Source organism: Prevotella sp. P6B1 (assembly GCF_000702825.1).
In the GTDB taxonomy this organism is placed as follows: Bacteria; Bacteroidota; Bacteroidia; order Bacteroidales; family Bacteroidaceae; genus Prevotella.
This window is the reverse complement of sequence record NZ_JNKF01000013.1, coordinates 344333-368946: the sequence shown is the minus strand read 5'-3', so window position 1 is coordinate 368946 and position 24614 is coordinate 344333. Positions and strand designations below refer to the sequence as shown.

General features: G+C 46.2%; 19 protein-coding genes. All 19 read left to right on the top strand.

Features of this window, described 5'->3' with window-relative positions:
• The coding region (locus T495_RS0110785; RefSeq protein WP_033147644.1) for an ATP-binding protein at positions 1-191 on the top strand (191 nt) is incomplete at its 5' end.
• Positions 192-380: 189 nt separating this feature from the next.
• On the top strand, positions 381-665 hold the full coding sequence (locus T495_RS15290; RefSeq protein WP_155993594.1) for a hypothetical protein: 285 nt from the start codon (positions 381-383) through the stop codon (positions 663-665).
• 66 nt (positions 666-731) lie between these two features.
• Entirely contained in the window at positions 732-974 is a 243-nt protein-coding gene (locus T495_RS15285; protein ID WP_155993592.1) for a hypothetical protein, read from the top strand.
• A 298-nt stretch (positions 975-1272) separates the two neighbouring features.
• Positions 1273-1875 (top strand): UpxY family transcription antiterminator, encoded by a 603-nt coding sequence (locus T495_RS0110775; RefSeq protein ID WP_051652001.1) that lies wholly within the window; start codon positions 1273-1275, stop codon positions 1873-1875.
• A 33-nt stretch (positions 1876-1908) separates the two neighbouring features.
• Positions 1909-2715, top strand: coding sequence for a hypothetical protein (locus tag T495_RS0110770; RefSeq protein ID WP_051652000.1), 807 nt, complete (start codon positions 1909-1911; stop codon positions 2713-2715).
• A gap of 177 nt (positions 2716-2892) precedes the next feature.
• The gene (locus T495_RS0110765; protein ID WP_155993590.1) at positions 2893-5319 is read left to right on the top strand and encodes a P-loop NTPase fold protein; all 2427 of its coding nucleotides are present in this window, start codon (positions 2893-2895) and stop codon (positions 5317-5319) included.
• A gap of 69 nt (positions 5320-5388) precedes the next feature.
• Positions 5389-5619: a helicase associated domain-containing protein gene (locus T495_RS0110760; protein WP_033148650.1), complete on the top strand. Its 231-nt coding sequence runs from the start codon at positions 5389-5391 to the stop codon at positions 5617-5619.
• A 232-nt stretch (positions 5620-5851) separates the two neighbouring features.
• Positions 5852-9847, top strand: a complete 3996-nt coding sequence (locus tag T495_RS0110755) for an NACHT domain-containing NTPase (protein WP_155993588.1) — start codon at positions 5852-5854, stop codon at positions 9845-9847.
• Positions 9848-10053: 206 nt separating this feature from the next.
• Positions 10054-11508: an ATP-binding protein gene (locus T495_RS0110750; RefSeq protein ID WP_051651999.1), complete on the top strand. Its 1455-nt coding sequence runs from the start codon at positions 10054-10056 to the stop codon at positions 11506-11508.
• A 153-nt stretch (positions 11509-11661) separates the two neighbouring features.
• Positions 11662-12246 carry a superoxide dismutase gene (locus T495_RS0110745; RefSeq protein WP_033148698.1) on the top strand — a complete coding sequence of 195 codons (585 nt, stop codon included), beginning with the start codon at positions 11662-11664 and terminating at the stop codon, positions 12244-12246.
• Between the two features lie 170 nt (positions 12247-12416).
• Positions 12417-14054, top strand: coding sequence for a DUF2207 domain-containing protein (locus T495_RS0110740; RefSeq protein ID WP_033148648.1), 1638 nt, complete (start codon positions 12417-12419; stop codon positions 14052-14054).
• Positions 14055-14105: 51 nt separating this feature from the next.
• A complete protein-coding gene (miaA, locus tag T495_RS0110735; protein ID WP_051522998.1) occupies positions 14106-15041 on the top strand; it encodes a tRNA (adenosine(37)-N6)-dimethylallyltransferase MiaA in 936 nt (311 codons plus the stop codon).
• A 23-nt stretch (positions 15042-15064) separates the two neighbouring features.
• On the top strand, positions 15065-16003 hold the full coding sequence (locus tag T495_RS0110730; RefSeq protein WP_028903092.1) for a diacylglycerol kinase family protein: 939 nt from the start codon (positions 15065-15067) through the stop codon (positions 16001-16003).
• 152 nt (positions 16004-16155) lie between these two features.
• The gene (locus T495_RS0110725; protein WP_028903093.1) at positions 16156-18105 is read left to right on the top strand and encodes a glycogen debranching enzyme N-terminal domain-containing protein; all 1950 of its coding nucleotides are present in this window, start codon (positions 16156-16158) and stop codon (positions 18103-18105) included.
• A gap of 12 nt (positions 18106-18117) precedes the next feature.
• On the top strand, positions 18118-19389 hold the full coding sequence (locus T495_RS0110720) for a glycosyltransferase family 4 protein (protein WP_033148647.1): 1272 nt from the start codon (positions 18118-18120) through the stop codon (positions 19387-19389).
• 51 nt (positions 19390-19440) lie between these two features.
• Positions 19441-20850, top strand: coding sequence for a glycoside hydrolase family 57 protein (locus T495_RS0110715; protein ID WP_033148646.1), 1410 nt, complete (start codon positions 19441-19443; stop codon positions 20848-20850).
• Between the two features lie 96 nt (positions 20851-20946).
• The gene (locus T495_RS0110710) at positions 20947-22053 is read left to right on the top strand and encodes a cache domain-containing protein (protein WP_197018808.1); all 1107 of its coding nucleotides are present in this window, start codon (positions 20947-20949) and stop codon (positions 22051-22053) included.
• Entirely contained in the window at positions 22010-22762 is a 753-nt protein-coding gene (locus T495_RS0110705; protein WP_033148644.1) for an exodeoxyribonuclease III, read from the top strand. The genes T495_RS0110710 and T495_RS0110705 overlap by 44 nt, the downstream gene beginning before the upstream one ends.
• 152 nt (positions 22763-22914) lie before the next feature.
• A complete protein-coding gene (locus tag T495_RS0110700) occupies positions 22915-24612 on the top strand; it encodes a SulP family inorganic anion transporter (protein ID WP_033148696.1) in 1698 nt (565 codons plus the stop codon).
• Positions 24613-24614 lie beyond the last annotated feature (2 nt).

The following is a 24614-nucleotide window of genomic DNA, read 5'->3' as shown; positions in this document are numbered from 1 at the left end:
CCATGCTGCAGATTTTGGAAGAGAGGTATGAGAGAAAGTCCGTTATCATCGTCTCTCAGCTACCTATAAATAAATGGTATGACTACATCGGAGATCCCACTCTGGCCGATGCCATCATGGACAGATTGGTGTCAAATGCGAATAAAATTGAATTAAAAGGTGATTCTATGCGTCAGAAAAAGAAAAAATAGTTATATTTGCACCCAGTAAGGCAGAGCCGATGATCATGGTACCGTTTGCAGCGATACGGACGGTACCGATTGCAGCGCTAGCATGGTACCGATTACAGTGTTACACTTGGTACCGATACAGCGATATCAGCAATTAGACATTACAAAGACCAATCCTATATTAATGCTGAGAATCAATTTAATACGGATTTGACTATTGCTGAAAAAAGAACAATTATTGTGTTGTTGCAAAAATTAGGTATTCCTGTTATTGTTCCTGCTAAAGAAGCTTTTGACATTCATAGAATCCATTTTGCTGATAGAATCATTGACGAGAAGGAAATAGATGGGATTGTACTCCAAATCAATCAAAGACATTGTGACAATTTGTTCTTTATTGATGCCGAAAGCTATTTTGGCGCGAATCGTCAATACATTACTGTCAGAGAAGTAGGAAAAAGATATGTAAGAGAGGTTTTAGCAAAGAGTCATTAAAATAGTGAGACAAAACAAACAACTTATAATCCTGATTGGTTTAAAACTTTTGGATTAGGTGAGTATTTGTCTTTACGCTATCTGCACGAACAGGCTTGTTTTGATGTGCTCTATGATCAAAACGGTAACGCTATTCCAGAAAAGATAGACCAAATATTACATGAGATAGATTTGGGATTGTGGGATAATTATCTCTTTGGAAACTATGAAATGTATAAGAATGCCAAGTCGCAGATAGAAATGGCAAATGCATTCCAAAGGGTATTATCACAGCAGCAACAAATAGATGCGGCGAATACAAATAAATAATCTGCCACATCTGACAAGGAGACAGGTGCCTACGTCGGGCGATTTTTAGTCAGAAGCATCGGGCAGAATCTGTCGCCCACTAGTCTATAGTCTATATCCAATGCAAAACGCTTTTGAAAAGAGTCTTTTCAGGGGCGTTTTCATGGTTTTTGAGAAAAAGAGAAGAAAAATAGATAAAAAGTTGCAGGAATAAGGTTTAATTAGAATATTATTCGTATATTTGTGGCGTAATGATAAAACTCCATGGTGATATGGACTCTAGGGTTGAAATCATAAAGCGACTGAAGACCAGAGTGATATGATGACGACGAAAGAAACGGGAAATGTATCGGGACGCGACACAAGGATGTGTGGTGACCCCAAGACGTGGTTTCCGATGAGGGTGACGTATCAGCGGGAGATGAAGGTGAAGGCGGAGCTGGACAGGCTGGGAATCGAGAACTTTGTGCCGATGAGGTATAAGGTGGTGGAATCGCAGAGTGACGGGGATACGGAACTGCGGAGGATGCTGGTGCCGGCGATCAACAACCTGATTTTTGTGCGGGAGACGCAGGAGCGGGTGAGCGAGTTGAAGCGGACGAACGAGGTGCTGGAGCCGCTGAGGTATATGATGGACAGGACGGTTGCTTGTGGACACACCATTATGACTGTGGCGGATAGGGAGATGGAGAACTTTATGCGGGTGGCTTCGCGGACTGACGACAGCGTGATGTTTCTGGATGAGGAGGCTGTCGTGGGGAAGGAAGGCAAGCGCGTGGAGATTATGGGCGGCGTGTTTGAGGGCGTGACGGGCGTGATAAGGAGAGTGAAGAGGTGTAAGAGGGTAGTAGTGGAGATAGAAGGTGTGGCGAGCGTGGCGATAGCGTATGTGCCGGCGGGGGTGTTGAAGGAAATTGGTTAGATGGACTTTGTAATTTAAACTAAAGGTAAATATATGAATGAGATAATAATTGCTTTCTTGACTGCATTAGTTGGCGGCTTGATTGGTACTTATAGTGGAGCACGCTTCTTGAATCTGCGTGAGGACTATAAGATGAAGAAAGTGCGCGCCATTGCCATAAAGGCTTTGGATGTGATTAAGAAGTATTCAAAACAATCGTATATGAACGCTGAGAGTGATTTTAACACTTCGCTTTCTATAACAGAAAAACGCATGGTGATAGTGGCTCTGCATAAGTTGGGCATCCCCATGGGCGTACCAGCCAATGAGGTTTTTGATATTCGTAAGATTCATTTCCTTGATAAGGTGATTGACAAGGATGAGATAGACGGCATTGTGTTTCAGATTGAAAAGGGGTATTGTGATAATTTGTTCTATCAGGATCCTGACACGTACTTTGCTGCTAACTACACGTTGTTCGCTATGAGGAATGCTGGCAAGAAGTATGTCAAAGAGATACTGTCGAAGATGGTGATTAATCCAGAAACGAAGCAGTTTAAGGAGCCGATGAATGACCTTAGCCGTATTTTTACACTTGGAGAATTCAAGGCTATACAGGTGTTGAGGGAACAGGTGCGTGACCAGATGTATTTTGATGAGAACGGACAGCCGATAAAGGAAAAGCTGGATACGCTTATTAAGGATATAGACATGGGGCTGTGGGATTCCTATCTGATGTGGAACTATGAGGCATATCAAAGTGTAATGATGCAGATACAGATGGGGCAGGCGATAGCAGGGGCTGCGCAGAGGACAGTCGTGAATGAGGTTGATACGAAGACGGAGAAGAAGAAAGAATAAGGATTGTTGAAGGGGTATGGCTGATGAGGCTATGCCTCTTTGTGGTTTAAAGGGAGAGGACAAAATAGAAGGTAGATAATTATTATGGAAACAACTATGAATACAATAACGTTTGACGAGTCAAAAGAACATTTCGACGAGTTCGTGAATAATTTCGAGACATATAAATCTATTAATATGTCGGAGTCTGACACAAGATCAAAGCTTATTGATACTGTTTTGATTGATGTGCTAGGATGGGATGAAGCAGACATAAGAAGAGAAGGTCACGTTGACAGCGGTTATTTTGACTACAAAATATCGATAGCTGGCTTTTCTCTGATTATTGAAGCCAAAAGACAGTTTAATGACCTTATTTTGCCAAATCAAAGCAAGAGAAGATGCAAGCTTAATGCAATTTATTCTTCCAATAAAGATGTAATAAATCAAATTCGCCATTATTTAGATGACTGTGGATGTGATATTGGTGTAGTTACAAATGGAAAACAATATATCATAGCCAAATTCATTAATACAAACGGTATTCCTTGGAAAGAGAATAACTGTATAGTTTATAACGGAGTTGAAGACATTCTCAATAATTATGTTGAATTCTGGAATACGCTTTCTAAAGAGTCTGTTATTAGGAATTGTGGCATAAAACAGTTGTTCGATGTAGAGATATCATTCTCAAAAACAGTACTATCATCTATATTGAATAAAGATAATGAAATAGTAAGAAATGACCTTTCGGCGAAACTCGCACCAATTATAGACAAGGTGTTTGGAGATATTTTTAATTCCAATGAAGAGGATGATGATATCGAGTTCATAAAAGAGTGTTATGTCGAAAACAAAGAGGTAATAAAAAACAAAAGAGAATTGAGAGGATTGTTTCGTGACACTCCGCCCAAATTAAATGAAGTGGTAAAAGCTGTTAACTCCGATAGTATAAGTCACCAGATTACGGATGAGATTGAAAACTTCCCGTCGCAATCCTCAAACTCTGCAACCCCCAAACCAATTATAATTATTGGTTCTCGAGGAGCTGGCAAGACGACTTTTCTGAACTTTTTATTCAAGAATGAATCAGACGGGAAAAATTTGAAAGACAATCCGTACTTATTTGTCAACCTAATGAAATACTACACAGGAGCGGATTGTGTTGATTTTGAGAATATCTATGAAGATTTACTAATTCAATTTAGCGATAAATACCCACAACTCAATATCAACTCGTTGGAGGTTTTAGAACGTATTTATATAAGAGAAATTAATCAAAACAAGAAGGGGGTATGGAGATATAGTTTTGAAAACAATCAAGGTGAGTATCAAAAAGAGTTGGCATCGTTTTTTAAAGATAAAATGCGTAATAGCCAAGAACATTTCATGGCGATTAACAAGTATCTTACTAGAGAAATTCATAAAAGAATAGTGGTGATTTTTGATAATGCCGATCAATTAAGCGACAAGATTCAAGAACAAGTATATTTGAACGCATGCTCATTGAATACACAAGCTAGATTTGGCGTAATTATTTCATTACGAGAAGGGTATTACTATAACTGGAGGAACAGACCTCCTTTTAATGCTTTTATAAGTAATGCGTATCATATTGCAGCGCCAGATTATGGACAAGTGTTACAGAAAAGGCTTAACTACTTGGTGAAGAATATTCAATTCAGTAAAAACCATTCGTTTACAGGTCCCATTAGGGACAAACAATATATGCTTAACGAAGATAAAATTGAAGAATTCTTTACTGGAATAGAAAGCTCATTGTTTGGCGAAAAGAATGCTCCCATATTAGACTTTTTAAGACATATGAGTTTCCCTAATATCAGAGAAGGGCTTAATTTGTTTAAGACATTCCTGATTTCGGGTTATACAGATGTGTCTGAATATGTATTGAGAGTGTTGTTTAACAAAGGTGATCATATCATTACTATACCTATTCATGAGTTTGTAAAAACAATAGCATTGGAAAATAAGTTGTATTATAATCATAGGTCTAGTAAGATACAAAATATACTCTACCCATCAAGTCCTAATTCTGATTATTTTATTAAATACTACCTGTTAAAAGTACTCGATGAACAACTGTCTTTTGAAGGCAATATAAATAAATTCATAAATTATAGCGATCTACTAAAAGAATTCTTGGATTATGGCTATAGGGAAGATGTTATTAATAAAGAGCTGGAGTCACTATTGACGGATAATTTTATAGAGACAGATAAAGTACTATCTGATATTAGCTGGAATAATTTGCCACAAGAAACATTCTCAATAACAATAACAGCTAAGGGACATTATTATGTGACTGAATTGATAAATAGGTTTTATTATGTTGAACTAATATTGCAAGACACGCCTTTATTCGAGAAAGAAGTTTATGAAAGTCTAGTTCAAAAATTCCCTATTCCAGAGAAGAGTAATGGTAAGAAGGATATGAGGGTCAGAATTGATGTCGTTCAACTTTTCATGGATTATTTAGAGGCAATAGAAAAGAAATCAAATAATGCCTTATTGCAGACAAAATATGGCAGAATGGTGGATAATATGATAATGGGTGGTTTAGGAAATGACCTCGATAGATTAAGTACCATTGCAGAGAATCGGTAGTTCTTAGGACATTGATATCAGATGAAAACTCGTAGAGAGGTTCACGTGAGAATATATTGATTGAAGGTTATGACACAGGAAGAACGTTGGATGTCAAATTACAATGAGGTAATGGCCTTTATTGAAAAGAACCGTAGGAATCTTTCCAAATATGATTTTGGGGAAAGACGACTGTATACGTGGATGAAGCATAACCGGAAGCAGATGAATGCGGGGGAGTTGAAAGAAGATAGGATTGAACAGTTCAAGAAACTGTTGGAAATGTGCGAGCAGTATAGGAGGAAGAATCAATACGAATAAAATAAAGGAAAAGTCAGCCGGGTGCTGGCTTTTCTTGGTTAATATAGGGCTGTTTGACGTAAGAAAGATTAAAAAACTTGATATGATATCGGAAAGATTGAAGAATAAGTTGTATATTTGCCCTTAATAAATTGGTTTTCGTATGGAATGGTTATTGTTGATAGTTAGTATCCGATGGAAAGAATGGCTGATTAAAACTTTATCAGCCAGAGGACTTAATTGGGTTTGCAATATGGTAGTAAAGAAACTTAAAAAAGATCCAGTTAAGTCGGCATATGATGAGGCTTTTAAGAAATGGGATGCACATTTTTATGTAAAGAAGGCCTATGATGAGTATACACTTGATACATTTGAGAAGTTCTCGGAATATGTTTTGCAACGTAGAGGATTGAAAGAAGATACTACAGAGAAACTATTTGAATTGTTTGAGGATGAATTGGCAAAGAAACCTGAAACAAGAGGGCTCTTGGATAAATTACGCGGAAAGAAACTTGAAATAGGTATTGAGGAGATTATAGATGAGGTGGCTAGATTGTCATGCACTATTGAGAATCAAACATTACTGATTGAACAGGTGAATGATAAATTGTCGCAGCACAACAAGGGGAATAGGGATGTAAAAAGGCCTGACGGCTATATTCAGCGTTATTGTACACAGATAGTTAATAATAAAGACTACCTTAGGTATATATTAGAACATGGTGACGTGAAGTCGTACAAACTGACTGATGTTATACTTGGAAATACTGAATGCGAGGGTAATAAGTTTATACTTTATGGGGATGCTCAGACAGGTAAAACCTTTGAACTTAAAAATCTGGCATATGAACTGAAAAAGAGCGGAGAGTATATACCGGTGCTTTATGAGGTGAGTGAGTATGACAACATGAATGAGAATTTGCCTGCTTTGGATACTGAGCACGATATGGGAATGGTGCTGATTATTGATGCACTAGATGAGAAATTTGATGGCGAAGAGAGAAATAAGCTATATAAGGAGATTAATGGATATGCAAAAGGACATCCCTATCTTCATATTATACTCTCGTGTCGTTCGAATTTTAAAGGTGAATTGACTTTAGAAGGATTTACGCCCTTGAGATTAAATGCTTTATCAAGGGAAGATGCTTTTCAATATCTGAAGAACCGCGGATTTGAGAATCTGATAGACGAGATAAATGATGATAAGTATTATGAATTCTACCGAGTGCCTTTCTATTTGAAAGCAATGGCAGATTACTATGACGAGAAGGATGTGCTACCCCAAAACAAGGCGGAACTATATGATTATTTTATAATCTCGATGTTGGAAAATGAGGAAAAGAAGAGGTTGAAGATGTATGCATGTATGAAAAGAAAAGGCTGGCAGATGCTTCAACGAATAGCCGTTGCATTCCAATTAATGGGAGTAAAAAGTTTACCGCTTGATGACCTTATGGATTTGGTAGATGATGATAAAGAAACCATAGATCGGGCATTAAGAACAAGTTTGCTACAGACTTCAGACGGTATCCATTATGGGTTTGCTCACAACTCCTTTAAAGAATATTTCGTGGCAAAATACTTGCTGAAGTGTAATAATATAGAAAGGGTTAAGGAATTGTCGTGCTATCATCATACAGCAGAGGTTAGAAATGAATGGTATAACACGATAGCACTGTTACTATCAATGCTGCCTAAGGATATGGTGATGGCAGACCAGATAATGGATTGGATAGTAAAGTTTAATAAAGAATTAGTGCTCTACGTGGATGATGGCATGTTTAATAATGCACAAAAGCACGCGATTTTCAAAGAGATACTAGAAGAGTGTAAGAACAAGAATCTGAGATTTGGGGATTTTGTTACTTCGCATTATGAAGAGCTCATGAAATTTGGATATTCTGACGAGACTCTGAAGTATCTGATGAAAGAGTTGCGGGCACAGAAAGAGATGGATAATCATTTGGTAAACATGCTTTTTTGCCTGAGATATCTGCAATGGGGCATGTTGGAACCGAATGTGGCAAGAAAATTGAAATCGTTGCTATTAAATGTGTTCGGAAGGTTTATTGAAAAACAAGAGAGCGCTTATGTATTATTCGAGGTGTTAGAAAACCAAAGTTTATTGAACAGAGACACAGTAGATGCAATCTTGACGATAATAAAGGATAACGAACAGCCGAATGTGGCCAAACAATTTGTGAGTTATGTGCTGAAAGCAAATCTTGTGGAAGAATACATTGACGAGATAATCAAATTTGGAGTATATATCCATGATTATGGTGGTAATGGATGTACGAACATTGTTTCAAGAGATAAATTGCTATATGCTTATCAGAAAGTGGAACAATGGGATAATATAAAGAAAGTGATAAAGCAGTTGGTACGTGATATTAAGAATCACCTTTATACTGATGGAAGTGATAGCAGGGACTATCATAGAACCATGGAAATACTATTGGATAAAGCAGCATGCCAGACAAAGAGTATTCCGGAAATTCCAGATTTCATCTTCGATATCTTAATAGATATAACAGAAGAGAGACAAGGAAAGAAACATGAGAGGATGGATGTGTTTGTTAAGTTCTTTAAAGAAACAGGAACGACAGATTATTATTTTGAACAATCACTAAACAGGTTGAAAGAGATTCTGACGGCACAGGATGAAACTAAGAATTTTAGTGAGCAATGGAATTTAGCGGGGGCATATGCCTACTGCGTTGCTCTTCTTTTGGATGATGAAAAGTTGGAATACGTAGACTCTCAAAACCAACAGAACAGCCTTGAAGGATATAATCTGCTATCGTGGATAAATCAATATGCCACCGATGAGATGAGAAATGAAATACAAATAATCCAAAAGAATAGATATCCTAACTACTGGAGAGACCCGCAGAAACTGTCGAAATGGGATTTGCTTCATCAAAGAGATTATGATGAACTGATGGATTATGAGACGTTTAAATCGAAAGTTCTGAAGTTGTTAGAGGAAAAAGCACCGAAAAACAAAGATGACATCAGGGCGTTAAGAAAAATAAAGATAGAATTTGGTGGTGATGAGATAGATGAGGTAAATCAATATGCCCTCCAGATTCTACATGAGCATACGGGAGGAGATGAACTGCTGAATGTAGAAGGCGTGAAGAAATTCGTGTTAGACGAAAGAAAATGCAGATATATGATGGTTGAGGCTACTATGAATATACTGCATAGTAGCTATAGTAAAGTGGTTGTAACGAAAAAACAGCGAGTAATTTTTACTAGAGCAACCATTGAATGGCTGCATGAATTGGCAACTTCGCCCTATGACTATTGGTATCACTCAAAAAATGCAGCTATTTCTGCATTGCTCCATCGGGAGGTAATAATTGACAAGGCTCTGCTATTGCAATTGCTTCCTTATTCAAGTTGTTCGATACATTTAAAGGATGATAGTATATCAGGAAAAACTTTCAGACTGTTTGATCTCATCGTAGAAGAGTTTTCTGATCAAAAGTATGTTTTGCTGAATGCCCTCAAAGAGTGTTTCGATAAGAGAAATGTGCTTGCAGAACCGAATTTGAAGATTTGGGGCGTATACCTTGTGAGGAATAATATAGCTTCTGAATATCAAAGGGTTATAGGATGGATGCAGGTAATGAGAGATGATGATCCCGCATACAGCATTATAAAAGCGCTGGTAGAAAATCCTGTAACGAAACAGAAGGTAATGAGTAAAGAGGTTATGGGACAGTGTGATGCCATTAAGCGTCTTTATATTTATGAGCTTCTTTCTAACGACAATGAATTGGATGATTTCGTGAGAAAAGGAGTTGAGAAAGAGTTCGGACGAATAAATGCAGATAGAAAGTATCAGGCGCTGAGAATTCTATTAGCAAAAGGCAGCCTTGTGGGATTGAAATATTTGGCTAAGCATACAGAGATGTTGAATTACAGCGTACCGATGCACTATCAAACGTTGGAAGCCCTACCGTGGTTGATGAAGATATACTGTGCAGAATTAGATAGATATCACCGGTCGGATTATATGTTTGTGCTGAATGCGATTGAGGAAATAGCTATGGTTTCGGAGAATAATTGGCAGGTGGTTAAGGCCGAGATGGAGAAGAGGATTAAATGGAGAAGGAAGAAGTTTATTCACCTGAACTGGTATATTGAGAACTGGGATATGAAGATAAAGAGTAAGAATACGCCAGTGATGGATATGAATGAGGTGAAAAGAATATTAAATGAGGGGGGTGTATGAGCCCCCTACAGGGGCGACGGGTGATGGCCCCCCATCAACCATAGGGCCGAGGCCCTACGCTATGTTATTTAGCCCCGATGGGGCATTGGGGTGGAGCGGGGGGAAGAGGGAAGAATGCAGAAAATGATGAAAAAGTGCAGATTTCTTTGTGAAAAGGTTGGGTTTTACGAAAAATGTTGTAACTTTGACGCCACTAAATAGTGATTATGACATTTGAAGAGATACAAGAGCTTGTAAAGAAGGATGAGCATCGCTGCCTGGAGTTGAAGAAGACGACGGGTGAGTTGCAGGATGGTATGCACTCTGCCTGTGCATTCTTGAACACGGATGGCGGATGGCTGGTATTCGGTGTGGCACCGACGTCGTTGAAAATTCTCGGACAGCAAGTGACTGACAATACGCAAAGGGAAATAGCTCAGGCACTGACGGGACTATATCCTGCGGTAGAGGCGAAGCCTGAGTATATCGACGTTCCTGGCAGGGATGGTGACCAGCTGATTGCCATTCACTTTGACGGGTGGAAGTGGGGGCAGATGCCTTACACGTATCGTGGATGCCCTTATTACAAGTATGAGAGCACTACGCAGGTGATGTCTCAGGAGATATATGAGGAGCGACTGCGAGCTGCAAAGCCGGAGAAGTTTGCCTGGGAAAGACAGGTGGCCGATGGCGTGACACTGGCTGATCTGGATGAGGAACGGATTCGTGGGGCTGTGCGTCTGGGCGTGGAGCGTGGACGTATGCCTGCAACGGCTGGGGGTGACAGCTTGGAATCGATTCTGGGTAAGTGGAACCTGATGCGTGACGGAAAGGTGATGAACGGTGCGTTGGCGCTGTTTGGCAAGAGTCTGGGAGGATACACCCAGATGGGGTTGCGACTGGCTCGCTTTCGTGGTACGAACAAGAATGAGTTTGTGGATAGCGGAAAGGCTAGTGGCAACTTCTTTGATTTGCTGGATGCAGGCATGGCTTTCTTGTTTAAGCACCTATCGCTGAGCGGCAAGATAGTGGGTTTCAAAAAGGAGGAGCAACTGGAGATCCCGGCGGAGGCATTGCGTGAGGCCCTGACGAATGCGCTTTGCCATAGGCAGCTGGAAAAATACAATCTGACGCCAAGTATCGCAGTGTATGACGATCGCGTGGAGATAGAGAACCCAGGGCGGTTGCCGCTTGACCTGACACCAGCTACGATTAAGAGTTCGCATGCATCGTACCCATATAACCCGTTGATAGCAGAGGTGCTGTACAGGTCGTCGTTCTTGGAGAGCTGGGGATCGGGTGTGAGCCGTATGGTGGATGCCTGCAAAGCACAGGGCGTGCCAGAGCCTGAGTACGAGGTGAATGGCGGGTTTGTGAGAATAGTTTTCCGTAGGGCTACGGGAAAGACTACGGGAAAGACGGATGAGGGTGTAAATGGTCCTGTAAATGGTCCTGTAAATGGTCCTGTAAATGGTTCTGTAAAAAGTCTAAGCGAGAGCTTGAAGCAATTGTATATTGTGGTGTGCGAAAATCAGGGACTGAATACGAAGCAAATAGCTGAACTTTTGGGAAGACCTGCCACCACTGTGAAGAATCAACTGACGACTTTGCGGAAAAAGGCTTTGATTGAGCATCGAGATTCCGACAAGACAGGTGGATATTATCCTGTAGCAAAGAAGTAGTTAGTATGTTGGGGCAAGAAAGGGCTGATTTCTGATGGAAATCGGCCTTTTTTTATGAGAAAAACGTTAAAAAGGTTGTAACGTTACAACCTTTTGGAAAGTTTTCGTATATTTGCCCAGGAAAATATGTTTAATCTAAAAACAGAAAATGATATGGGAAAGTTTGAATTGATGGCGCTACCGTATGCGATAGACGCATTGGAGCCGGTGATTAGTAAGCAGACGCTGGAGTTTCATCATGGGAAGCATCTGGCGGGGTATGTGAATAACCTGAACACCCTCTTGGAAGGGAGCCCGCTGGCGGGATTACCCTTGGAGGAGATTGTATGCAAGGCATCTGGCGGTATGCTGAATAACGCGGGACAGATATTGAACCACAATCTGTACTTTGGACAATATGGTGCGCCTAAGGCCGACAATGCGCCTACGGGAAAGTTGGCAGAGGCCATCGTGCGCGATTTCGGGGCGTTCGAGGCGTTCAAGGAGGCGTTCCAAAAAGGTGGGGCAACGCTCTTTGGCTCAGGCTGGGTGTGGCTGTCGGCCGATAAGGATGGCAAGCTGGTGATTACGCAAGAGACGAATGCGGCCAATCCCATTCAGAAGGGTTTGAAGCCGCTGTTGACCTTCGATGTTTGGGAGCATGCGTACTATCTGGACTATCAGAATCGTCGTCCCGACCACCTCGCTGCTCTCTGGCAGATTATCGACTGGAATGTGATTGAAAAGCGTTACGAATAGCCGTGAAGGACTATACCAGAAAAAGATAACCGCTAACTAAGTAGAAGTACTTGGCTGGCGGTTTTTGGTATGGATTTCGCGGATAAACGGGGCGTTTTTACGCTTTTTTCGAAAAAAAGCATCGCTTCCGCGTTGTCCGTGCCGATTTTTTACTAACTTTGCACACTGGAATGAAGCCTAAACTGATAATTTTGGTATTACTGCTCACGGCCATTGACTTGTTGGCCCGTCCGCAGTTGCACGACCTGGATATTCGGGTGGTGCTCTATAAGAATGGTGATGCCCTGATTACAGAAACCCGTAAGATGACCATCGACAGCGAGGGTACGGAGTGCTATATCGGGCTGAAGAATATGGGGCAGAGCGTGATCAAGGACCTGACAGTGACTGACGAGGCGGGCACCCCATTTGTGAACACGGACTGGGATGTGAACCAGAGTCGCAGCTGGAAACAGTATAAGTGCGGCATCGTGCCCACCAAGCATGGCTTTGAGCTGTGCTGGGGACTGGGCGAAGAGGGCGAACGCACGTACACCACCACTTATATCATGACGGGACTGGTGCGCGGCTATCCGGATGCCTGTGCCTTGCGACACGTGTTTCTCGACACGACGGTATCGCCTAAACCGGAGCATGCCCGTGTGGCGATTACTACTGCCGACAGCACGATGGTGATCCGTGAGGACTCGTGTGGCATCTGGGGCTTCAGGTTCGAGGGCGAGCTGTGGTTTGAGAATGGCTTTATACTGGCTGAGACCACTAAACCCATGAACAGCGAGGCGGGCCTGTTTCTGATGGCACAATTCCCCAAAAGCATGTTTGAGCCTACTATCTGGGAGGAGGAGACATTCGAGCAGAAGAAGGGCGAGGCTTTTGAGGGCAGCGACTATGTGGACAGCGACGACGAGGATATGAGCCCCTTTGAGTGGTTCCTGTTTATACTGTTTTACGGCGGCGCAGCCCTGTTGGTTGTGGGCGGTTTGGTGTGGCGCATATACCGTGTGTGGCATGCCAAACATGTGCTTAACAAGAACCTGCTGTGGTATCGCGACGTGCCGCTGGACGGCAATCTGCAGGAGGCTAACAAGATACTGAACGCCTATAAGTACTTCAATGCGGATTATAACAACCTGATGTCGGCCTGTATCCTGAAACTTATCAGCATGGGTATCATCACCATCGAAACACATCCTAACAGAAAAGGGAAGATGGAACCGAACTTTGTGATGCACGACTATGAGGCTATAGACAAGCAACCTGTGCTGATGCGTCAGCTGTACAAGATGTTCAAGGATGCGGCTGGCAGCGATAGGGTGCTGGAGCCATGGGAGCTGAAACAGTATATGAAGAGCAGGACACACCAGAGCGCTATCGACCAGTTTGTCACCACCCTGCACGCCAAGAAGGATCTGTCGAAGTATCCTCCCACGGATAAGGGCGTGAACGAGGTGTTCGGTCTGCGTAAGTTCCTGAAGGAGTTTACGCTGCTGGATGAGCGCGAACTGAAGGAGGTGACACTGTGGAAGGACTATATGATCTATGCCACGCTATTCGGTATCGCCGATAAGGTGATCAAAGAGATGAGGGAGGTGAACCCGGCCTACTTTGATATGGACCGTGTGGCTGCTCAGATGGCCGACGATATGACGCTGCCCATCATCTACTCGACGCTGCAACGCAGCACCTCGAGTGCGGTGGCTGCCAAGGCGGCGCGCGAGCATCGTGCCAGCGGCGGTGGCGGACACTCGTCGTGGGGTGGCGGCGGAGGCGGATTCTCGGGCTTCGGCGGCGGAGGCGGCGTGAGATAACGCTGTGCCTGCAGACAAAATGATTAGAGATTGATTAGAGATATAGAACTGATGAAACGAATGATCACGATATTAGGACCAACGGCCTCGGGCAAGACGCCTGTGGCGGCCCACCTGGCGGCTGCCATCGGGGGCGAGGTGATATCGGCCGACTCGCGCCAGGTGTATCGTAGGATGGATATCGGAACGGGTAAGGACCTGGCCGATTTTACATTGAACATGGACCATGGAACATGGCATATTCCCTACCACCTGATAGATATCTGCGAGCCGGGTACGAAATACAACCTGTTTCAATACCAACAGGACTTCTATGATGCCTACCAGGACATACAGAGTAGGGGAGCAGTGCCCATTCTGTGTGGTGGTACGGGCCTGTATATCGAGGCGGTGCTGAAGGGCTATAAACTGTCGCCCGTGCCGCAGAACCAGGCGCTGCGCGACAGCTTAGAGGGCAAGACCCTGCCTGAGCTCACGCAGATGCTGGAGGAACTGAAGGCCAGGACAGGCTCGAACATGCACAACAAGACAGATGTGGACTCGTGCCAGCGTGCCATACGCGCCATTGAGATCGAGACGTATAACCTGGAGAACCCCGTGCCGCGCAGGGAACTGCCGCCAGTGGATTCGCTCATCATCGGCATCGATATCGACCGCGAACTGAGGCGCGAGAAAATTACCCGCCGACTGAAGGCACGATTAGACGAGGGAATGGTGGACGAGGTGCGACATCTGCTCGACGAAGGCATTGCGCCTGAAGACCTGATTTACTATGGATTGGAGTATAAATTCCTGACAGAATATATTACAGGGCAGCTCTCGTTCGACGAGATGTACAGCAGGCTGGAAATTGCCATCCACCAGTTTGCCAAACGGCAGATGACGTGGTTCCGTGGCATGGAGCGACGTGGATTTACCATCCACTGGATTGATGCCACCCTCCCCATGGAGGCAAAGATAGATGAAATCCTAAAGTTCAAAGTTTAAAGTTCAAAGTTCAATAAATAACTATGGCAGTAGAAACAACAAGATGGGGCATATTGTATTGCCCAAAGACCGGCTTACTCTTCAACTCGCGCAAGCGTTGGGAGAGAATCCAGAAGGCGCTCGACGAGCGTCATGTGCTCTACGACTTTGTGCAGAGCGAAACGGTTGAAAGTGTGGAACGACTGGTGAAGATGATGATTCAGAACGGCTACAAGACCATTGTCATTGTGGGCGGCGACTCGGCACTCAACGATGCGGTGAACTGCCTGATGATGGAGGAGAAGGCTGTGCGCGACGAGATAGCCATCGGCGTGATACCCAACGGTCTGCTTAACGACTTCGCCAAGTTCTGGGATTTCGATGATGACAAGATAGAGCAGACCATCGACTGGTTGATGCAGCGCCGCGTGCGCAAGATCGACCTGGGCTGCATACGCTATACCAACAAGCTGGGTGCCAAGTGCCATCGCTATTTCCTGAATTGTATTAATATCGGACTGACTGCCGACATTATGAATCTGCGCCGTCAGACCCGTCGGTTGTTCGGCTCGCACACCCTCTCTTTCCTGGTGTCGGTGTTCGTCATGCTGTTCCACCGCATGGAGTACAAGATGAAGCTGAAGATAAACAGCGACGTGATTGAACGCAAGGTGATGACCGTGTGCATAGGCTCGGGGCCTGGCTATGGCCAAACGCCTAATGCTGTGCCATATAACGGCATGCTCGACGTGAGTGTGGTGTACCATCCCGAGGTGGTGCAACTCATCGAGGGACTGTGGCTGCTGGTGACAGGCCGCTTCCTGAACCACCGCAGCGTGCATCCCTATCGTACCAAGGAGGTGGAGGTGACTTATGCCAAGAAAGCCATCGTGGGCATCGACGGGCGTATGATGAAAACACCAGTGGGATCCTACCGGATTACCGTGGAACAAGAAGTTGTAAATTTCTTGATACCAAATTAAGAGATTGGGTGCGCAAACAGTGTGCGCCCTTTTTCTTTAAGTATCAATAATTGTTAAATGTGGTTTTGATTCCTTTGTTCTATGCATAAAAATGCCTACCTTTGGAAAATCAAACTTGAATATTCACTAATAAATACCTTTAGACAGGAACTATGAGCTATCTACGTTTAGAAAAAGCTGTGATGACTAACCTGCAGGAAAGTCTGGTCCGTGAGTTCCTCCGAACCAACCGTTCGGGCGCCTACAGCAGCTCTACACTGGTAGACTGTAACACGCGCAAATACCATGGACTGCTGGTGGTGCCTGTGCCTGAGCTCGACGATGAGAACCACGTGCTCTTATCATCGCTCGACTGCACGGTGATCCAGCATGGCGCTGAGTTCAACCTCGGCCTGCACAAGTATCAAGGCAACAATTTCAGTCCAAACGGACACAAGTACATCCGTGAGTTCGATGCCACCAAGGTGCCTACTACTACTTATCGTGTCGGCGGCGTGATCCTGAAGAAGGAGGTGATCTTCCAGCACTACGAGGATCGTATCCTGATACGCTACACGCTGGTTGATGCCCACTCGGCCACCACCCTGCGTTTCCGACCCTTCCTGGCGTTCCGCAGCGTGCGACAGTTTACCCATGAGAACGCCACCGCCAGTCGAGAGTACAGCACCGTTGATAACGGTATCAAAACCTGTATGTATGCCGGCTACCCCGATCTGTACATGCAGTTCTCAAAGAAAAATGAATTCGTTTTCCAGCCCGACTGGTATCGTGGCGTAGAGTATCCTAAGGAGCAGGAGCGTGGCTACGCTTCGAACGAGGACCTCTACGTGCCTGGCTATTTCGACATGCCTATCAAGAAGGGCGAGAGCATCATCTTCTCGGGATCGACTTCGGCCATCAAGCCATCGGCCATGAAGAAACTGTTCGACGACGAGGTGAACGACCGTGTGCCACGCGATAATTTCTACCATTGCTTAGTGACTGCCGCACACCAGTTCCACCGCAAGGAGAAAAACCACGACCGCTATCTGCTGGCTGGCTATCCTTGGTTCAAGTGCCGTGCCCGCGATACATTCATCGCCCTGCCGGGACTGACCCTCGCTATCGGCGAGACCGACTATTTCGAGAAGGTGATGAAAACCGCTGAGCGCGACCTGCGCGCCTTTATGGATGAGAAGCCTCTCAGTGGCAAGATCTACGAGATGGAACAGCCCGATGTGCCCCTGTGGGCCGTATGGGCCATGCAGCAATACGCCAAGGAGGTGGGCCGTGACAAGTGCTTTGAGATGTACGGCAAGCTGCTGCACAAGATTATCAAGTACATTCTGGATGGCAAGCATCCCAACCTGCGCCTGGATGACAATGGCTTGCTCTACTCGAACGGAAAGGATAAGGCTGTGACCTGGATGAACTCTACTGCCAACGGCAGGCCCGTGGTGCCTCGCTCCGGCTATATCGTAGAGTTTAATGCCCTGTGGTACAACGCCCTGAAGTTCTGCGCACTGATGGCCAGCGAGAAGGGCGATACGGCAGGTGCCGAGAAGATTGAGGCGCTGGCTGCCAAGGTGAAGGAATCGTTTATTGAGACTTTCGTCAACGAGTACGGCTATCTGCTCGACTACGTGGATGGCACGATGATGGACTGGAGTGTTCGCCCCAACATGATATTCGCTGTGGCGCTCGACTACTCGCCACTGAACCAGCAGCAGATGAAAAGCGTGGTTGATATCTGTACGCGCGAGCTGCTCACACCGAAGGGACTCCGCTCGCTGTCGCCTAAGAGCGGCGGCTATAACCCCATCTATGTGGGGCCGCAGACGCAGCGCGACTATGCCTACCACCAGGGCACTGCATGGCCTTGGCTGGGCGGATTCTACCTGGAGGCCTGTCTGAGGCTATACAAGCGTTCGCGCCTGAGTTTCGTGGAGCGACAGATGGTGGGCTATGAGGACGAGATGGACTATCATGCCATCGGCACCATCTCTGAGCTGTTCGACGGTAACCCGCCATTCCATGGACGTGGCGCCATGTCGTTTGCCATGAACGTGGCCGAGATTCTCCGCACGCTCAAGTTGATGGAAAAATATTCATATCAAAAGTAAGGAGGAAACGCTATGAAAGTATTAATGTTTGGATGGGAGTATCCTCCTCATGTATTCGGTGGATTGGCCACCGCTAACTATGGTATCTCGGAGGGCCTGAAGGCTCAGGGCGATATCGAGACGGTGCTGTGCCTGCCTCACCCCTTCGGCGATGAGAGCCAGCACGCCTGCCGTATCGTTGCCATGAACGCTGTGCCCATTGCCTATCGCGACGTCAGCTGGGACTATGTGAAGCAGCGCGTGGGCCATATTATGGACCCCGACTACTATTTCAAGTTGCGCGACCATATCTACGCCGACTTTAATTATATGAATGTGAATGATCTGGGTGCTATGGAGTTTGCTGGAGGTTATCCTGGCAACCTGCACGAGGAGATCAATAACTACTCGATCATTGCCGGACAGGTGGCACGTGCCGAGGAGTTCGATATCATTCACGCACACGACTGGCTTACCTTCCCTGCTGGTATACATGCCAAGCAGGTGAGTGGCAAACCTCTCTGTATCCATGTACATGCTACCGACTTCGACCGCTCGCGTGGTAAGGTGAATCCTACTGTGTACAGCATCGAGAAGAACGGTATGGACTGGGCCGACTGCATTATGTGTGTATCCGAGCTGACCCGTCAGACGGTTATCAACCAGTATCATCAGGACCCACGCAAGTGCTTCACCGTTCACAATGCTGTGTACCCCTTGCCTCAGGAGTATCAGGATATTCCACGTGCCGACCATACGGGCAAGGAGAAGGTGGTTACCTTCTTAGGACGTATCACCATGCAGAAGGGACCCGAGTACTTTGTTGAGGCCGCTACCATGGTGCTGCACCGTACGCGCAACGTGCGTTTCTGTATGGCTGGCTCGGGTGATATGATGGACGCTATGATCCAGCTGGCTGCCGAGCGTGGTATTGCCGATAGATTCCACTTCCCTGGCTTTATGCGCGGCAAGCAGGTGTACGAGTGCCTGAAGAACTCTGATGTGTATGTCATGCCTTCTGTCAGTGAACCCTTTGGCATCTCGCCGCTCGAGGCCATGCAGTGCGGCACGCCTTCGATTATCTCGAAACAGTCGGGGTGCGCTGAGATATTGGATAACTGTATCAAGGTTGACTACTGGGACATCCACGCACTGGCTGATGCCATCTACTCTATCTGCCACAATGAGTCGCTCTTCAACTACCTCAAGGACGAGGGTAAGAAGGAGGTTGACCAGATTACGTGGGAGAAGGTGGGGGCATGGATCCGTACACTCTATCTCCGTACCCTCGGCTGGGAACAGTAAAAGGTAAAAAGGTAAAAAAGTAAAAAGGGAAAAAGGTAAAAAAGTAAAGTTATGAAAACAATTTGTTTATATTTCGAGATACATCAGATCGTTCATCTGAAACGTTACCGTTTCTTCGATATCGGCACTGATCATTATTATTACGATGACTACGAGAACGAGCGTAGCATCAGCGATATCGCCGAGCGCTCATACATGCCTGCGCTCAATGCCCTGCACGACATGATCAAGGAGCACGGCAAGTTCTTCAAGGTGGCATTCAGTCTCTCAGGTACTGGTATCGAGCAGTTGGAGATGCATGCTCCACAGGTGCTCGAGAAGCTGCAGGCCATGAACGAGACTGGTTGCGTGGAGTTCCTGGCTGAGCCTTACAGCCACGGCCTGTCGTCGTTGGCCAACCCTGATTCGTTTGCTGTCGATGTGAAGAAGCAGTGTGCTAAGATTGAGGAGCTGTTTGGCAAGAAGCCAACCGTGCTGCGTAACTCTTCGCTCATCTATAGCGACGATATCGGTGCCCAGGTGGCATCGATGGGCTTCAAGGGTATGCTCACCGAGGGGGCCAAACACGTGCTCGGCTGGAAGAGTCCGCACTATGTATATCACTGCAATCTGGCACCAAACCTGAAGCTGTTGCTGCGCGACATCGAACTCTCTGACGATATCTCGCTGCGCTTCAACAACTCGGAGTGGGATGGCTATCCACTCTTTGCCGATGCCTATATCGACCGCATTGCACGTCTGCCTGAAGAGGAGCAGATCATCAATATCTTCATGGAACTCTCGGCTCTGGGTATCGCCCAGCCACTGTCGAGCAATATCCTCGACTTCCTGAAGGCGCTGCCTGCACAGGCTCAGGCCAAGGGTATCATCTTCTCTACACCTACGGAGATATGCAAGGCCTGCAAGAGCGTGAGTCAGCTCGATGTGCCTGACACACTCTCATGGGTGGACGAGGAGCGCGACGTGAGCTGCTGGCTGGGTAACGCCATGCAGCGCGAGGCTTTCAATAAGCTCTACAGCGTGGCCGATCGTCTGCGTATCGCCAACGATCCCCGCATCAATCAGGACTGGGATTATCTGCAGGCCTCGAACAACTTCCGCTTCATGACCACCAAGCCCTCTAACGTAGGACTGGACCGTGGTATCTACAGCGGACCGTTTGATGCCTTCACCAACTATATGAACATCCTGGGCGACTTCATCAACAGAGTAAACGCTCTCTATCCACTCGACATCGATAACGATGAGCTCGAAGGTCTGCTGACTACCATCAAGAACCAGGGCGACGAGATTGAGATGAAGGATAAGGAGATTACCCGATTGAAGGCTAAGATTGAGAAGCTGGAGGGGGGCGAGAAGCCTGCCAAGAAGACTGCTGCCAAAGCTGCTGCCAAGGCTGAGAAGCCTGCTGCCAAGAAGGCGCCTGCCAAGGCTAAGGCTGCCAAGGCTGAAAAGAAGTAGACATCGCAGATCTTTATGATCTGTACATCTATAAAGTGCTGGTGCTGTAGGGGGCAGTGCCAGCACTTCGAGAAAAAAAACTAAAGAATGGGCAATATGAAGAAAGAACCGAAATCATTAGCAAGGAAGATTGCCGTCAGACTCTTGGTATGGGGGCTGGTCTTGATGGCTGGGGTGTCGTATCTGATATTCACGAATACGTCGCAGAAAATGTCGGCGCTATATTGCGAGACCTATCACCACAAGATGCTGATAAACTATGAATACACGCGACGGGTGCTGTCGGATGTGTATGTGCAGGTTACAAACAATGTGTACTATATAGAACAGACCCTCGACAAGCCCGATGGGCAGGTGGACGTGATGGCACGTATTGTGAGGCAGGGAAACCGTGTGCATAGCTGCGGCATGAACTTTATCAAGGACTACTACCGCAAAAAGGGACATAAGTACTGCCCGTTTGCCTGGCGCAACCCAGAGAACCCAGAGGAGATACTGACTGACGAGAAGGGCGACAAGGACTTTGACTACCTGAACGAACGCTGGTTCAAGAGCGTGATCGAGGGTGATACGGCTGAATGGAGCGAACCCTTCTACGATGGCTACGACAACAAAACTCCACTGGCTGCCTATATGGTGCCCATACACGAGAAGAGTGGCAGACCAGTGGCTGTGCTGGGAGCCGACATATCGCTCGACTGGCTGACAGACAAACTGGCTGAGACTGACAGTTCCTATAATGCCCATAGCGCCTTTTTCAACCAGTGGCTCGACCTGGAGTCGCAGAGTTTCATCATCAACTACGACGGCACGTTTATTACCCATCCTGATGAGCGGCATCTGATGAGAGGCATATTCTACGACTATGTGAAAGGCCATACACCACAGGAGCGTGCCCTGTTGCTGGAAGAAATGAAAGGAGGTCGACTGAGCAGTCTGGAGAGCGACAAACGCTACCTGTTCAAGGGCGAGGACTGCTACCTGTTCTACACACCACTTAAATATACCAACTGGATGATGGTGACGGTGGTGCCATGCGGACTGATTGACATGCAGGTGCTGGCTTACGAACTGAAGATTGTGGCAATGCTGCTCGCGGCTATCCTGCTACTGGTTATAGTGGCGTATGTATATATAAGAATAGAATTAAAGAAGAAATATGAAACTGATAAGCTGGAATGTGAACGGCCTGAGGGCGTGTGAAGGTAAGGGATTCAGTGAGGTGTTCAAAACACTCGACGCAGACTTCTTCTGTCTGCAGGAAACAAAGATGCAGGCAGGGCAGCTGGACCTGGCTTTCGAAGGTTATGAGAGCTACTGGAACTATGCCGACAAGAAAGGCTACAGCGGTACCGCCATCTTTACCAAGCACCATCCGCTGAGTGTGACCTATGGCATCGGCATCGAAGAGCACGACCATGAGGGGCGCGTCATCACGCTCGAGATGAACGACTTCTATCTGGTGACCTGCTATACACCCAACTCGCAGGACGGACTGAAACGACTGGACTACCGTATGACATGGGAGGACGACTTCCGTGCCTATCTGAAGGGGCTCGATGCCAAGAAACCCGTCATCCTGTGTGGCGACCTGAACGTGGCCCACGAGGAGATTGACCTGAAGAATCCCAAGACCAACCGCATGAATGCCGGCTTTACTGATCAGGAGCGCGCGCAGTTCTCAAAACTGCTGGGCGAAGGGTTTACTGACAGTTTCCGCTATAAGTATCCTGAACAGGTGACTTATTCGTGGTGGAGCTACCGCTTCCAGGCGCGACAGAAGAACGCTGGCTGGCGTATCGACTATTTTGTGATCAGCGACCGTCTGCGTGAGCGCATGGACGACGCCCGGATACATACCGAAATACTGGGCAGCGATCACTGCCCAGTAGAGTTGACATTGTTTCTTTAGTAACACCATAAACAGGACTTGATATGTGGCAACAAAAATAAGGTTTTTCAGAATACAACCATGCAAAAGTTGCTGAAGATTTATATTTTTTATACCTTTGCAGCCGTTTTTTCATGATAACAAGTTTATTAATAGAGATTAATAGAAGGATGATGACAACATTTGCATTCAAGCCGAAACTTTTGTCGACACTTCGGCACTACAACAAACAACAGTTTACCACCGACCTGCTGGCCGGTATCATCGTAGGTATCGTGGCACTGCCATTGGCCATCGCATTCGGTATCGCATCAGGTGTAACCCCTGAGAAGGGTATCATCACCGCTATCGTAGCCGGACTGATCATCTCGCTGCTGGGTGGATCGAAGGTACAGATAGGTGGACCTACAGGAGCGTTTATCATTATTATCTATGGTATTATCCAGCAGTATGGTTTCGAGGGACTGACCATTGCCACACTGATGGCAGGTGTGTTCCTGATTATGTTTGGAGTGCTGCATCTGGGCACCATCATCAAGTATATCCCATATCCTATTGTAGTAGGTTTTACCAGTGGTATCGCACTCACCATCTTTACCACACAGATCAAGGATCTGTTTGGTCTGACGATGGAGAGCGTGCCCAGCGACTTCATTGAGAAATGGGGAGCCTATATTGGCGACTTCGGCACAATCGACCTGTGGAGTACGGCTGTGGGTATTGGCTCTGTAGCAGTGATTGCTGGCTGGCCAATGATTGCCAAGTACAACAGTGTGCTGAAGAAACTGCCTGGATCGCTGATTGCCATCATCGTGATGACTATAGCTGCACTGCTGCTGAAGCAGTATGCTGGCGTGACGAGTATTGAAACCATTGGCGACAGATTCTCGATTTCGAACCAGTTGCCTGATGCAGAGATGCCCGCCTTGTCGTGGGACGTGATTAAGGGCCTGGTGTCGCCAGCCATTACCATCGCTATCTTGGGTGCTATAGAATCTTTGCTTTCAGCCACAGTGGCCGACGGTGTGATTGGCGATCGCCACGACTCTAATACAGAATTGATTGCACAGGGTGTGGCCAATCTGGCCAGTCCTATATTTGGCGGTATCCCCGCTACAGGTGCTATCGCGCGTACCATGACCAATATCAACAATGGTGGTCGTACACCTGTGGCTGGTATTGTGCATGCTGCCGTGCTGCTGCTCATATTCCTCTTCCTCATGCCGCTCGCCAAGTACATCCCTATGGCTTGTCTGGCTGGTGTGCTGGTTATCGTAAGCTACAATATGAGTGGATGGCGCTCGTTTGCCTCAATCATGAAGAACCCCAAGAGCGATGTGATTGTGCTCTGTGTGACCTTCCTCCTGACGGTCATCTTCGACCTCACCATCGCTATCGAGGTGGGACTGATCTGCGCTTGCTTGCTGTTCATGCGTCGTATGGCTGAGACTACCGATGTGAAGGTGATCAGCGACGAGATTGACCCAGAAGAGGAAGATAGTGACTTCCAGATGGGTAATCTGGAGCACCTGACCATCCCTGAGGGCGTAGAGGTGTATGAGATCAACGGTCCTTACTTCTTCGGTGCCGGTAACAAGTTCGAAGACTTGATGAGTACCATGGGGCACCAGCGTCCTAAGGTCCGTATCATCCGTATGCGTAAGGTGCCTTTCGTGGATTCTACAGGTATACACAACCTGACCAACCTCTGTGCCATGAGCCAGAACGAGGGTATCCAGGTTGTCCTGTCGGGGGTGAACCCAACAGTACAGGCTGTACTCCATAAGGCGGGATTGGATAAGATGTTAGGCGAGGAAAATATTTGCTCGCACATCAATATAGCATTAGAAAGAGCAAAAGAGTTGGTTTAAAC

Excerpts from the sequence above, each read along its gene's own strand:
- T495_RS0110720 (WP_033148647.1), top strand. The coding sequence starts at position 18,118 with ATGAAAGTATTAATGTTTGGATGGGAGTATCCTCCTCATGTATTCGGT.
- T495_RS0110710 (WP_197018808.1), top strand. The coding sequence starts at position 20,947 with ATGAAGAAAGAACCGAAATCATTAGCAAGGAAGATTGCCGTCAGACTC.
- T495_RS0110715 (WP_033148646.1), top strand. The coding sequence starts at position 19,441 with ATGAAAACAATTTGTTTATATTTCGAGATACATCAGATCGTTCATCTG.
- T495_RS0110705 (WP_033148644.1), top strand. The coding sequence starts at position 22,010 with ATGAAACTGATAAGCTGGAATGTGAACGGCCTGAGGGCGTGTGAAGGT.
- T495_RS0110775 (WP_051652001.1), top strand. The coding sequence starts at position 1,273 with ATGATGACGACGAAAGAAACGGGAAATGTATCGGGACGCGACACAAGG.
- T495_RS0110765 (WP_155993590.1), top strand. The coding sequence starts at position 2,893 with ATGTCGGAGTCTGACACAAGATCAAAGCTTATTGATACTGTTTTGATT.
- T495_RS0110755 (WP_155993588.1), top strand. The coding sequence starts at position 5,852 with ATGGTAGTAAAGAAACTTAAAAAAGATCCAGTTAAGTCGGCATATGAT.
- T495_RS0110700 (WP_033148696.1), top strand. The coding sequence starts at position 22,915 with ATGACAACATTTGCATTCAAGCCGAAACTTTTGTCGACACTTCGGCAC.
- miaA (WP_051522998.1), top strand. The coding sequence starts at position 14,106 with ATGAAACGAATGATCACGATATTAGGACCAACGGCCTCGGGCAAGACG.
- T495_RS0110725 (WP_028903093.1), top strand. The coding sequence starts at position 16,156 with ATGAGCTATCTACGTTTAGAAAAAGCTGTGATGACTAACCTGCAGGAA.
- T495_RS0110760 (WP_033148650.1), top strand. The coding sequence starts at position 5,389 with ATGACACAGGAAGAACGTTGGATGTCAAATTACAATGAGGTAATGGCC.
- T495_RS0110740 (WP_033148648.1), top strand. The coding sequence starts at position 12,417 with ATGAAGCCTAAACTGATAATTTTGGTATTACTGCTCACGGCCATTGAC.
- T495_RS0110750 (WP_051651999.1), top strand. The coding sequence starts at position 10,054 with ATGACATTTGAAGAGATACAAGAGCTTGTAAAGAAGGATGAGCATCGC.
- T495_RS0110730 (WP_028903092.1), top strand. The coding sequence starts at position 15,065 with ATGGCAGTAGAAACAACAAGATGGGGCATATTGTATTGCCCAAAGACC.
- T495_RS0110745 (WP_033148698.1), top strand. The coding sequence starts at position 11,662 with ATGGGAAAGTTTGAATTGATGGCGCTACCGTATGCGATAGACGCATTG.
- T495_RS0110770 (WP_051652000.1), top strand. The coding sequence starts at position 1,909 with ATGAATGAGATAATAATTGCTTTCTTGACTGCATTAGTTGGCGGCTTG.